The sequence below is a fragment of the Streptomyces sp. NPDC031132 genome, assembly GCF_055570595.1.
Window position 1 is genome coordinate 100464 of the sequence record NZ_JBVIGX010000019.1, and the last position, 12289, is coordinate 112752.

Consider the following 12289-nt stretch of genomic DNA (forward strand, 5'->3'; position numbering starts at 1 on the left):
TCGATTACTTGCGGGTGGTGAGCTCGTCGAGCGCGTCGAGGAAGCCGCGCAGCTCCTCCTCCGTGCCGAGCGATACGCGCAGGTGGCCGGGGAAGCCGAACAGGCCGGTGTCCCGTACGAGAATCCCGTGCTCCTTGGCGAGGGCGTCCTGTGCCTCCCGGGAGGCGTCGACCCGGACGGCGACGAAGTTCGTCACCGACGGGAGGTACCGGTAGCCGCGCCGCTCCAGCTCCGCGGTGAACCACTCACGCCGCTGCGCGGTGCCCTCGCGGGTCTCGGCGAGGAACTGCTGGTCGGCGAGTGCGGCCAGTGCTCCGGCCTGTGCGACACGGTTGACGCTGAACGGAAGGACGTTCAGGGTCCGGCGGACCTCGGCGATGAGGTCGGCCCGGCCGACGGCGTAGCCGATCCGCAGGGCCGCCAGCCCGTACGCCTTGGAGAAGGTGCGCAGCGCCACCACCGGGGCGTCCCGGTCGAGGAAGTCCCTCGTCTGCGGCAGGCCCGGGTCGCTGAACTCCTGGTACGCCTCGTCGAAGACCAGCGGTACCCCGCCGGCCTGCGCCGCGTCGATCAGGGTGGCGTACGCCTCCTCCGGGAGTGCGGTTCCGGAGGGGTTGTGCGGATTGCACACGTAGCCGATCCCGTGCTCGGGCAGCGCGTCCGCGAACTCCTTGACGTCGAGGGCGCCGTCCCGCAGGGGGAGGGCCACGGCCCCGCGGCCGATGCGTTCCAGGGATTCCGGGTAGCCGGGGAACGTACCGGCGGCGACCAGACCGGGCCGCGCGAGGTCACCGAGCGTCAGAGCGGTCGCCAGCACCAGCTCGTCGCTGCCGTTGGCCACGGCGATCTGGTCCTGCGACACGCCCCAGTGGCCGGCGAGGGCCTTGACGAGGCCCTCCCGCTGCGGCGCGGGATAGCGGTTGACCCGTTCCAGTGCTCCGGCAGCCGCGGCTACGGCTGCCGGGCTCGCCCCGTAGGGGCTCTCGCTCAGGTGCAACCGCACCATCGTGTCCGCATCCGGCACGCTGGTGTTGTAGACCTTCGGCTCCGGCCGGGCGGGCGCACTCACAGCTGGGATCCCAACAGGATCCCGAAGCAGTAGCTCCCCACCGCTGCCTCCTTGGTGACGAAGCAGTGCTCGCTGCCCGCCGGGATGCGCATCACGGCCGGCGAGGTCAGTTCGTGAAGGACCCCGTCGAGATGGACCTCGATGCGCGCCTGGCCGGGGAGCGGCGAGACGAGGAAGTAGATCTCGTCGACCTCGTGGGTGTGCGGTGCGGCCACCGGCTTGTCCACGAGCGTGCTGAGCTCACCGCCCGCGATCTGCACCGGCATCCCGCCGAACATGTCCGCCGTGAGGTAGAAGGGCGCGGGCTGGTGGTGCCCCGCCACCGCGAGCGGGATGGGAAGGTCGCAGACGATCTCGGGGGTGGCCGTGCGGCTCACGCTGCCTCCAGCACGAAGAGATAGGTGTGCGGCGCACCGAAGGGCACCGCGCGTCGGAGGTGCATGCCTCCCTTGTCGAAGAGTTCCTCGTACTGCTCACGCGTGTAGATGGGGACGCCCATCAGGGCGTGGGCCAGTTCGAAACCGCTGGAGAACACCGGCAGGGTGCTCTCGCCGCCCCGCGGCCGCACCGTGGTGTCGCCCAGCAGGAACGTGTTGGCCTTGGGGAAGGCGGCACGCAGCCGGGGAATCACCTCGTCGCGGCGGGTCGGGTCGACCAGCAGGTCGTGCAGGAACATGAAGCTCATCACGACGTCGGCTTCGTCGGCGCCCTCGACCCGCTGCCCGTTGAACAGGATGTCGAGTACGTCCGCGCACACGGGCTCGACGGTGCCCTTGAGGCCGTACCGGTCGACGGTGTCGGCCCCGAGTTCGGTGGCGGACTTGCTGATGTCGATACCGAGTCCGCGGCTTCCCGGGCGGGCCTTGACCAGTCGGGAGACCCGCTCGCTGACGCCGGCGCCGAGGTCGACGAGCGTCGTGAAGTCGAGCCTGGAGATCTCCTCGTCCAGGATGTGGCGCATGAGTGCGCTGTCCGCCTGCGCCGAGCCGAGGGCCACCATCCCCTCGTCGCGGTGCAGGTCGACGCCGAAGCGGCGCTCCCCGCGGGCGACGGACGCGGCGTTCGCGAAGACGTCGTGGTACCCGCCGACGCCCCAGGTGAAGAAGCCCAGCTTCTGGCGGGCCTCCTCACCGGTCCGGGTCGCCCGGACGCGGTCGCCGTGCGCCTCCACGTACCCGAAGGACTCCGCGGCGCGGATCAGGGAGCGGAAGACGGCCTCGTCCAGGCCGTTCTCCCGGCAGAACGGGGCCACGTCGGCGGAGCCGTCGTCCTGCAGTGTGCGGAACAGTCCAAGGCGCTCCAGTGCGTGCAGGACGTGCGCGCAGATGAAGCCGTTGAAAGCGGTGTCGGGGTTCAGTGGCGTCGGCGCCTCGCCGAGCCATTGTGCGGTCGATGTGTCTACCGGCGGCATCGTCTACACCTCTCGGAAATGCGGCGGGCGGGCCGTGGGGGCGCCGCCCGCCGCGAGACTGACCTGGTCAGAACGCCTCGAGCCGGGCCAGGTTGACGCCCAGCGAGTAGGGGGTGAGGTCGACGCCCGGCTGCCGGCCCTGGTAGAGGTCGCGGATGATCTGGCCGGCGATGGGCGCCTGCGCCAGTCCGTGGCCGGTGAAGCCGGCGGCGAAGAAGATCCGCTCGTGCTGACCGGTGCCCTTGCCGATGATGGCCGACTTCGTCGGCGTGACGTCCAGGCTCCCGGTCCACGCGCTGTAGAGCTTGACGCCCTCCAGCTGCGGGTACCACTTCGGGAGCTCGTCGACGGCCGCCTGGTACCAGATGTCCCGCAGCCCGTCCTGCTTGGAGATGCGCTCCAGGCCGACGAGGAAGGCCTTGCCCATTCCCATCGTCTTCAGCCCGGACACGGGGTGGAAGGTGAACGGCGAGTTGTGCACGTCGCGGTCGGTGCGGATCGCGTCGGTGTGCAGCAGCTCGGCGAACTGCCCCCAGACCGGCAGGTCCAGGCCGGTCAGCTTGGCGACGTCGCCGCTCCACGGTCCGGCCGCGATGACGATCGCGTCGGCGGTGAAGTCGCCCGCCGTCGTGTTGACCACGCCGCTGTCGCCGTCCAGGCCGGTCACGGCGACGTTGGAGAACAGCCGGGCGCCGTGCTGCTTCGCGGCCTCGGCGTACCCCTGGACGATCAGCTCCGGCTTGATGCGGTACGTGTCCGGGTTCCAGACCGCGGCCTCGATGGTGTCGGGGTCCAGCCACGGGTTGAGCTCGACCGCCTGGGCGGCGGTGAGCATCTCCACCGCCGCTCCGGCCTCGCGGTGGTCCGCCAGGTCCGCCTCCAGCTCGGCGGCCTGCTGCGGGCTGGTCAGGATCGTCAGCAGCCCGAGGTTCTGCAGCCCGACGTCGACGCCCATGGTTGCGGAGAACTGCTTGTACTCGGCGAGGCTGCGCGTCGCCATCTCGGAGTCGTGCGGCTTGCGGGGGAAATAGGTACGGAATGCACGCGCGGTCTGCGACGTGGTCGCGGCACCGAACTGGTTCTTTTCCACGAGGACGACGTCGATGCCCGCCTTGGCCGCGTGGTACGCGATGGAAGTGCCGATCACCCCTCCGCCGATGACCAGCATTTCCGCCGTGTTCTTCTGCTCAGACATTCGTGCTCCTTGCAACGTTCGGACGGTAGGTCCATTCGTCTCCCGTGAGGTCCCACGGGAACAGCTGCAGATTCCACGCACCGAGGGCATTGACGTACGTCGCCATCTGCGCCATCAAAGCGACGAATTCTTCGCGGGTGGTGATGACGTCGAGTGCGGCGACCACCTCCTTGGTGAGGGCCCAGAGGGTGTTCATTCCGCAGTAGCCCAGGAACTCGGTGGGCTTCACGAGCAGGATCTTGGCCAGCTCGACCAGCGACGGGAACGGCATGTCGATCTTCCGACCGGCCCGCACCAGGGTGGTGTAGTTCACGTAACCCAGCGGCCGCGTCTCGCCGTTCACGGCGACCAGGGTCGTGAGGACCGAGTTCTTCGTCCCGGCCCCGGAGGTGCCCCGGGACCTGCCCTCGTGGATGTCCACCAGTTCGTCGGTCGGGTCGACCAGCACCCGCTCGGTCTCCGCGGCGATCTTCTCGATCAGCTCGCGGACCAGCTCGGACTCGGCGGCGAGCCGCTGCACGCCCTGGCCGACCGGCCCGTCCACCCGGCGCACGTGGGCGATCACGGGCACACCGTTGCCGTGGACGGATTCCCAGACCAGCTGACCGATCTTCGGCAGCAGGTCGACGTCCTCCGGCACGACGTGACCGATCGGCGAGGTCGGCATCGGCTCGGTAAGCTCGCCGTACTTGATGGTCAGGTGCTGCACGGGGGAAAGGAACACCGTGCCGTTGGGCTGGATCTTGCGATTCACCTTGTAATCCGGAACCGCGTGCAGCAGGTCGTGCGCCGGCGGCACGTGGTACATGCAGTCGCCGGCCACGAGGGCATGCCCCTGGAGCGTCGTGTACGGCAATGCCGCCCACAGCGGCTCCACAAGTTCGGCGTTGCGCCCCTCGAGGAGGGTGACGCGAACCTTGGCGCCGATCGGCTCCCAGGAAATCTCGATTTGCCGCATTGTGCTCCTACCTCTAATCGGGGTTGGAATACGAGCGACGGCCACGCTGCCGTCGCAAATCGAATATACGAATGGCGACATTCGATCGGCCGACAGAGGGCGCTTTTCTGTCACATCGCCGATTCCCTGTCACTTCGCACGACCCGCGCATTCCCGGGAATTCGGAATTCCGATTCCAGAGGTGCAGAATTCGCGTATTCGCGTGAAAAACACATGGCCGCCGCACTGTGGACAGTGCGGCGGCCATGTGGGCGGACCCCGGGCCGGCAACGGCAGGGGGGTGAAGTCCTTGCGGGTTACGCCCCGTTGCGGGCGAGCGAGAACGGCGTGATGTCGACGCCGGGGTGCCGGCCGAGGTGGAGGTCGCGAACGATCTTGCCGGTGGCGGGCGCCTGGCCGAGCTCGTGGCCGGTGAAACCGGTGGCGAACAGGATCCGTTCGTGCGGGCCGCCCGCCCTGCCGATGAGGGCGCTCCTGGAAGGCGTGACGTCGAGGGTTCCGGTCCATGCGCTGTGCAGCGTGACGTCCCGCAGGCGCGGGTACCGCTGCGCCACCTCGTCCATGGCCGCCTCGTGCCAGATGTCGCGCATGCCCGGCTTCCGGGAGAAACGCTCGAGGCCCACCAGGAAGGACGGCCCCATCCCCATCGTCTTCAGTCCGGCCGCGGGGTGGAAGGTGAACGGCGACGCGACGTCGCCGTCGCCGACCGGATCGGTGTGGAACAGCTCGGCGAACTGGCCCCACACCGGGAGCTCGAAGCCGGCCAGCGCGGCGATGTCACCGCTGCCGGACTCGTCCGCGAGGACGATCGCCTCCGCGGTGAAATCACCCGCCGTGGTGGCGACATGGCCGGTGGACGCGTCCAGCGCGGTCACGGTGGCGCCCGTGACCAGGCGCGCTCCGTGCTTCTGCGCGCCTTCGGTGTAGCCGCGGAGCACCTCGTCCGCCCTGAGGCGGATCATCTGCGGGCACCAGACCGCCGCTTCGACACCGGCCGGGTCCAGCCAGGGATTGCGCTCGACGGCCTGCGCCGCGGTCAGCAGCTCCAGCTGCACGCCGGCATCCCGCTGGGCGGGCACCTCCGCCAGGAGCTCGGCCGCCTCGTCCGCGGTGGCCGCCACCACGAGCATCCCGGTCTCCGTCACCTCGAGTTCTGCGCCGGTGGTGGCGCCGAACGTACGGAAATCGGCCAGGCTGCGCGCGACCAGTTCGGAGTCGTACACGCGCCCGGGAAAATAGGTGCGGAATGCGCCGGCGGTCTGTGTCGCGGTGGCACCGGGCCGGTCCCGGCCCAACACGACGACGTCGACGCCCGCTTCCGCGCAGTGGTGGGCAACGGACATCGCGATCACCCCGGTACCGATGACCAGCAATTCCGCCGTGTTCTTCTGCTCAGACATCCGCAATCTCCGTAACGTGGCCTGCCCGCGTCGGCCCGGAATTCGAACAGCCGAGTATGCCGAGTGGTGGTGTGGCCGACGGAGTGCAGCATGGAAGCCGTTGCGGAGCCGTACGGGGAAAAAGGGCGCGGGTCTGTCAGGTCAACGGGCCGCCCCGCCCCCGAGTTGACGAAAAGTCCGCCTCTTCGTCGGCTGCTGCACCGAAGAGGCGGACCATGTGGCACATGAGGACAGCTGCCCCGCACCTACTTCTTGAGCGGCGCCTGGAGGCTCCAGACGCGCCCGTCGGGGTCGCGCACCTTCATTTCCTGCGTTCCGTAGTGGGTCTCCTCGAACGGCGTGACCACCTCGACGGACGGGTCGACCGCGAACTCGCCGGCGTCCCCGACCCGCAGTACGACCTGGAAGTCGGGCTTCTGGTCCTCGGGGATCTCGGCGAGCAGCAGGTAGGGGCCGTCCCCGTTGCGGAGCATCCCCGAGCCCTCCTCGGTCGCGAACTCGACGTTGTAGCCCAGCGACTGGAAGAACTTGGCCGCCTTGCCCCAGTTATGGGTCTCGAGGTACACGCCTTCGACACCTTCGGTGCTCATGCCTGCTTTCCTTTCCGCGGTTCCTGCTCGTGGACGGCGAGATACGTGCGCAACGCCTCGGCGACCAGGGCCGAGAGCGACGACTCGTTCTCGATTGCATGGTGCTTGATCTGCCGGATGAGTTCCACCGGCAAGTAGACGTTGAACTGCTTTACCTCTGCACGCATACTAGGATGCTAGCATCCGTGCGCTCGTTCAACTAGGGCCGATCGAACAAGAGTTACGAACCGAGGAGGGCTCCGAACAATGAAACGCCAATGGTGGACGCTGCTGGTGGTGTGCGCCGCCACGTTCATGCTGCTGCTGGACGTCACGATCGTCGCGGTCGCGCTTCCTGACATCCAGCACTCGCTGGACGCGAGCTTCAGCGGCCTGCAATGGACAACGGATGCCTACGCGTTAAGCCTGGCGGCGCTCCTGCTCACCTCGGGCTCCCTGGCCGACCTGTACGGCAGGCGGCGCCTGTTCGTCATCGGACTGGCGGTCTTCACCGCGGGATCGCTGCTGTGCGGCGTCGCGCAGGACCAGCTGATGCTGATCCTGTCCCGCGCCGTGCAGGGAATCGGTGGCGCGATCCTGTTCGCCACCTCCCTGGCGCTGCTCGCCGGCACGTTCCAGGGCAGGGAGCGGGGCTCGGCCTTCGGCATCTGGGGTGCCGTCGCGGGTGTCGCCACCGCGCTCGGGCCGGTGCTCGGCGGTGTGATCACCAGCGGGATCAGCTGGCGCGGCATCTTCCTCGTGAACCTGCCGATCGGCATCGCCGCGATCTTCATCACGCTCCGTCTGGTGGACGAGTCCCGTCCGCCGCGCGCCTCCAAGATCGACTGGCTGGGCATCGTGCCGCTCACGGCGGGCCTGTTCAGCCTGGTGTACGCCCTCATCCGGGCGAGCGACACGGCATGGGGCGAGCAGGGCGTGCTGATCTGCTTCGGCCTGGCGGCGGTGTTCCTCGTGGCGTTCGCGGTGATCGAATCGCGTGTGTCCGAGCCGATGTTCGACCTGAAGCTGCTGCGTACCCCGACCTTCCTCGGTGGCTCGATCGCTGCGTTCGCGATGAACGCCTCGCTGTTCGCGATGTTCATCTACCTCGTGCTGTACCTGCAGAACGACCTCGGTTACAGCGCGATGGGCACCGGCGCCCGGCTCCTGGTCAGCTCCGGCTGCACGCTCGTCGCCGCCATGGCGGCCGGCCGGCTCATGAGCAAGGTCCCGACCCGGTGGCTGATCGGCCCCGGCCTGGTCATCGTGGGCATCGGCCTGCTGCTCATGACGGGTGTCTCCGCCGACTCGGACTGGACCCACCTCATCCCGGGATTCATCGTCACGGGCATCGGGGCCGGCATGGTCAACCCGCCGCTGGCCTCGACCGCGATCGGTGTCGTCCCGGTGTGGCGGGCCGGAATGGCCTCCGGCGTGAACCAGACCTTCCGGCAGGTGGGCATCGCCGTCGGCATCGCCGTGTACGGCTCGCTCTTCACCGCGTCGCTGCACGACGCCCTGCGGGAGCGGCTCGCGAGCATCCCGGCACTGCAGGGCCAGAGCGACCAGATCGCGGACTCCATCCGCATGGGCTCTCCCGGGCAGGCGATCGCCTCGGCCCCGGCAGAGTTCCGGGGACAGGTGGAGCACGCGGTCCAGGCCGGCTTCGCGACGTCGATGAACGACCTGCTGGTCGTCAGCGGCATCGTGGCGCTGGTGGGCGGCGTCCTGGCGTTCGCCCTCATCCGCAGCAAGGACTTCGTCGCCCCCCAGGGCGGCCCCGGCCAGCAGGCCCGGCCGCCCCAGGCCCAGAACACGGAGGCCCCGCAACCGAGCTGACCCACCCCGGCGCCCGTCAGCCCCCCCGCCCCGCACGCCGGCACTGACGGGCCGCCGCACCCCGCATCGGGCGGGGGGCGGCGCCGCGGCCGGGTCAGGCCCGGCGTGAACGGGCCGGGAAGTGGGCACGGGCCGCCGGCAGGTACAGCGGGACCACGGCGGCTGCCGTGAGCAGGTCGGGGACGGCGGCCAGGACCGACCAGGCGTCGGGCCACAGCCCGTCCATGCCCAGGTCGGTGGCCATGAAGAGCAGGGATGCGGCGCCGGCGACGCCGAGGACCGTACGGGCCCAGCCGCGGCCCGCGCGCATCTTCACCCCCACGGCCAGCCAGGCCGCCAGGACCACGATCAGGACCCCGCCCGACAGGGCGAGTTGGCGGGCGGCGCCGCCGGTTCCGGAGGTGGCGGTCAGGTCGTCCAGGCCGGTGGGTTCGACGACGAACGAGCCCAGAGCCCACACCGCGAGGTTCGCGGCGACGGCCGCGAGCATGAGCGCCCAGGCCGCCTCGATCTCCTTCGGGCGCCGGCCCGTCGTATGGCTGTCTGCGGTACCGGTCACGTGCGCCTCCTCCGTGTTCGCCCTCTGAGAGGAAGAACGGGCCCGCCCGGTTCCACGGATCCATGGGCCGGCGCGCGGCCGGGTGGAAGGGTGAGCCCTCTGCGCGTCGACGTGCACGCCCACCTGTGGACCGCGGAGTACCTCGACCGCCTCGAGCGGCTGGGGAAGGCCGATACGGGTACCCGGCGCGGGATCGGCGCCGATGCGACCGAGGCCGAACTGGACCGCCTTTTCGCGCTGATGGACCGGGCGGGCATCGACCTCCAGGTGCTCTCCGCGGCACCGCAGTCCCCGCACCTGGCGGACGAGTCCGACGCCGTGGCGGTCGCCCGTACGGCGAACGAGTCGTACGCGGAGCTGGTGGCCCGCCACCCCGGACGCTTCCGGGCCTTCGCCGCGCTGCCCCTCCCCCACGTCGACGCGGCAGTGCGCGAGATCGCCCGCGCCTTCGACGACCTCGGCGCCGTCGGGTCGGCGGCGTGACCACGACCGTGCTCGGCCGGACCCTCACCGACCCGCTCTTCCGGCCCGTCTACGAGGAGCTCGACCGGCGCGGCGCCGTCCTGTGCATCCACCCGGCCGGCGAGGGGGCCGGCAGCCCGCTGATCACCGAGCACGGCATGACCTGGATGGTCGGAGCGCCGGTCGAGGACACGGTGGCCCTCGTGCACCTGATCCTCGCGGGCATCCCCGCACGCCATCCGGGAATGCGCATCCTGACCTCGCACCTGGGCGGGGCCCTGCCCCTGCTGCCCCGGAGGCTCCGACGACCATCTGGCGTTCGAATCCCCGCAGACGCCCGAGCTCCCCTCGGTGGCCGTCGGCCGCCTCTGGTACGACACGGTCAGCCACGTGCACGCGCCGGCGTCGGCCGCCGCCGCGTCGACCTTCGGAGCCGGACCGCCTCACGGACTTCCCGTACGAGGACGGGGACTACATCGCCCACGCCGGGCTCACCCGGGAGGAGGCCAACGATGGTCCTCGACACCGATGCGGCCGACCTCCTCGGCCTGGCGGGCGCAACTCAGACGGGACAGGGCCGGTACTCGAGGCTCAGTTCGCGGTCGACGGCGTAACTGGTCCGCATCGAGGCGTCGGTGACCTGCTGCCACGATCCGTACTTGGCGTAGAGCTGGTCCGCGGTGGGGCCGAGCGGGTTGCCGTACTTGGCGATGTTCCGCTCCTCCAGGATGCGGACCTCCTCCGGGGTCATGCCGGCCCGGGTGATGGCCTTGGCCTGGTTGCGCATGTCGACCAGCTCCCGGGCGATCTCCTCGTCGGTGGCCCCGGTCGCGCGCATGTCGGCCTCCGTACGGTGCATGTCCTCGAGGAGCCCGTGGTAGCTCATCCGGGTCCGCTGGGCCTCGACCTTCTCGTCCATCGGCAGGACGCGGATGCGGCACACGACGGGGTCGGTGCTGGGGCACGGGTCGTCGGCGGGGACGGGGCGGGCGAGCGGCGCGGTGATGATCGAACCGCACGCTTCGGCCGCGCCGGCCACCGTGGATGAGGCGGTGGCCAGCAGGGCGACGGCGGCGACGAACGGGAGGAGGGCGCGGCGGGGGGAGGAGAGGGAGAGTGGCATGCCCGCATCCTTGGCGACCTCCCGCGCCCTGACACGTGGACACCCCGGTGATCACTCCAACGGGTACCCCGGGGTTGCTTTCCAGCCGGTTCCGCAACCGGAACACCGCCCGTCCGGCCTCCGCGGAACACCCGCTCACACGCGGTGGATCCGGTCGATGCCGTACCACTTCGAGACGCAGGCGGCGACCCAGTCGCGCGGGTGGTCGGACGTGAAGAAGGGCTCGGCCAGGCTCCCGATGTACAGGGGCCGGTATCCGACATCGGTGGCGCCCTGCGCGGCCTCGGTCCGGATGCGGGAGTTCTGCGCGTCCCAGGCCGCGGCACGGGTCACCGTGGCCGTGGTGAGCTGCTGGAGGGTCGGGACGAGCACGGCCAGCGCGGCCAGCGCCAGGCCGCCCGCGGCCACGATGCCGGCCGACACGGCCAGGGCGGAGGCGCGTCGGCGGACCAGGGTGCGGCCGGCCCACTCCCCCAGCAGCGCGCCGTAGCCGCACAGCGCCAGCTCCATCGGTACGAGGTAGTTCGTCCAGGTACGGGCGTACGTCCACCCACTCGGGCCGTAACCGCTGCGCAGCCCCAGCACCACGGCGAACGACCCCAGCGCCACCACCGGCACCGGGAGGAGCAACACGGCGATCTGCATCTTCCGCGGGGCGGGCCCGCGCCGTTTCCCCTTCCGCGGCCCGGGTGCAGGTGCGTGGAGAGCTGCTCCCCAGCCGAGGAGGACGCCGACGGCGGCGGCTCCGAGGTAGGCCCACTGGCCCGTGACGGAGTCCCACATGTGCAGCCAGTCCCGGAACGCGCCCCTGAGTTCGCCCGCGGAGAGCACGGACTCCCCGTCCGGCTGCTGGGCGCGGCGCCACCGGGCGCCGGGCGAGGTGTAGAGCACGATCAGCCCGCAGACGAGCCCGGAGCACCAGAGGGCACACCAGGTGAACGGGTGCCAGGTCTGCGCCAGTTTGAGGCGGGGCACGGCCAGCAGGCCGGCTCCGGCCGCGAGCAGACCGCTGACGAGGGCGAACGGTTCGCTCAGGGTGCCGAGTCCGAACGCGATGAGAAATGCAGCGGCAAAGCCGCCTGCACGTACGGCGGCACGGGGTTGGCGGACGGTCCAGATGCCCAGCAGGAGCGCCCAGACCCCGATGACACTGGGAAGGGTGTGGGAAATGGTGGCAGGAGCCCACAGCAGTACTTGGTAACTGCGCGTTCCGGCGTAGTAGAGCAGTGCCTGGATGGCCAAGGAGCAGGCGAACAGGACCAATATCGGCGGTTTTCCACCGCGCAGTCGGACGAACTGGCACCCGAGCAGCACCAGACCGACCGTGAACGTGACGGCCATGACGGTCGGCAGGATCTTGACGCCGCCGAGTCCGTCGCCATAGATGGCGCCACTCAGGAAGGCATTGGCGATCCGCCCGTTCTGGGTCGTGTAGAAGTCGGACGTGATGCCGAGGACTCCCAGGTCACGGGATTTCCACGCGGCGCACCAGTCGTCCGACGTGGGCCGTACGTAGAGCCCGAGAAAGCACCCGACGGCGACCAGGGCCCCGGCCGCCGCCACGAGGCTCCCGCCCGCGCCCAGCAGGAGCCTGCGGACGAACGGGCGCCGGCGGCTTCCCCGGCCGTCCGCTCCGGGGGAATGCGTTCGACGGCCCTCGCCCTCGGACAGCAGCGGAGCAGCGCTCATTCACCCATCCTTTGC

General features: G+C 70.2%; 12 protein-coding genes and 1 pseudogene. 2 read left to right on the forward strand and 11 right to left on the reverse strand.

What is annotated here, in order from left to right:
* Nucleotides 1–4 precede the first annotated feature (4 nt).
* The 8 genes from ACZ49B_RS25595 to ACZ49B_RS25630 form a co-directional block, all read right to left on the reverse strand.
* Entirely contained in the window at nt 5–1069 is a 1065-nt protein-coding gene (locus tag ACZ49B_RS25595; RefSeq protein WP_468310101.1) for a pyridoxal phosphate-dependent aminotransferase, read from the reverse strand.
* Nucleotides 1066–1446, reverse strand: a complete 381-nt coding sequence (locus tag ACZ49B_RS25600) for a cupin domain-containing protein (protein ID WP_468310104.1) — start codon at nt 1444–1446, stop codon at nt 1066–1068. The genes ACZ49B_RS25595 and ACZ49B_RS25600 overlap by 4 nt, the downstream gene beginning before the upstream one ends.
* Entirely contained in the window at nt 1443–2480 is a 1038-nt protein-coding gene (locus ACZ49B_RS25605) for a class I SAM-dependent methyltransferase (RefSeq protein WP_468310106.1), read from the reverse strand. Before ACZ49B_RS25605 ends, ACZ49B_RS25600 begins: the two co-directional genes overlap by 4 nt.
* Before the next feature lie 67 nt (nt 2481–2547).
* Nucleotides 2548–3675, reverse strand: coding sequence for an NAD(P)/FAD-dependent oxidoreductase (locus tag ACZ49B_RS25610; protein WP_468310109.1), 1128 nt, complete (start codon nt 3673–3675; stop codon nt 2548–2550).
* On the reverse strand, nt 3668–4633 hold the full coding sequence (locus tag ACZ49B_RS25615; protein WP_468310111.1) for a cucumopine synthase-related protein: 966 nt from the start codon (nt 4631–4633) through the stop codon (nt 3668–3670). The genes ACZ49B_RS25610 and ACZ49B_RS25615 overlap by 8 nt, the downstream gene beginning before the upstream one ends.
* A 296-nt stretch (nt 4634–4929) precedes the next feature.
* On the reverse strand, nt 4930–6033 hold the full coding sequence (locus ACZ49B_RS25620; protein ID WP_468310114.1) for an NAD(P)/FAD-dependent oxidoreductase: 1104 nt from the start codon (nt 6031–6033) through the stop codon (nt 4930–4932).
* Nucleotides 6034–6278: 245 nt separating this feature from the next.
* Nucleotides 6279–6623: a VOC family protein gene (locus ACZ49B_RS25625; protein WP_053788046.1), complete on the reverse strand. Its 345-nt coding sequence runs from the start codon at nt 6621–6623 to the stop codon at nt 6279–6281.
* Nucleotides 6620–6790 carry a ribbon-helix-helix domain-containing protein gene (locus tag ACZ49B_RS25630; RefSeq protein ID WP_030301855.1) on the reverse strand — a complete coding sequence of 57 codons (171 nt, stop codon included), beginning with the start codon at nt 6788–6790 and terminating at the stop codon, nt 6620–6622. Before ACZ49B_RS25630 ends, ACZ49B_RS25625 begins: the two co-directional genes overlap by 4 nt.
* Nucleotides 6791–6869: 79 nt before the next feature.
* Between ACZ49B_RS25630 and ACZ49B_RS25635 the strand changes: the two genes are divergently transcribed.
* Complete coding sequence (locus ACZ49B_RS25635; protein ID WP_468310116.1) at nt 6870–8441, forward strand: MFS transporter; 1572 nt, start codon at nt 6870–6872, stop codon at nt 8439–8441.
* A gap of 94 nt (nt 8442–8535) precedes the next feature.
* On the opposite strand, the gene ACZ49B_RS25640 is transcribed toward ACZ49B_RS25635, so the two are convergent.
* Entirely contained in the window at nt 8536–9000 is a 465-nt protein-coding gene (locus ACZ49B_RS25640; protein ID WP_468310117.1) for a hypothetical protein, read from the reverse strand.
* Here ACZ49B_RS25640 and ACZ49B_RS25645 point away from each other — a divergent pair.
* Nucleotides 8977–10076: pseudogene (locus ACZ49B_RS25645) on the forward strand (amidohydrolase family protein). The gene ACZ49B_RS25640 and the pseudogene ACZ49B_RS25645 sit on opposite strands and share 24 nt — an antisense overlap.
* Here the strand turns inward: ACZ49B_RS25645 and ACZ49B_RS25650 are convergent.
* Both ACZ49B_RS25650 and ACZ49B_RS25655 read right to left on the reverse strand, forming a co-directional pair.
* Nucleotides 10025–10585, reverse strand: coding sequence for a hypothetical protein (locus tag ACZ49B_RS25650; RefSeq protein ID WP_468310119.1), 561 nt, complete (start codon nt 10583–10585; stop codon nt 10025–10027). The pseudogene ACZ49B_RS25645 and the gene ACZ49B_RS25650 overlap by 52 nt on opposite strands.
* A gap of 135 nt (nt 10586–10720) precedes the next feature.
* Entirely contained in the window at nt 10721–12274 is a 1554-nt protein-coding gene (locus tag ACZ49B_RS25655) for a hypothetical protein (RefSeq protein ID WP_468310122.1), read from the reverse strand.
* Between the last annotated feature and the right edge of the window lie 15 nt (nt 12275–12289).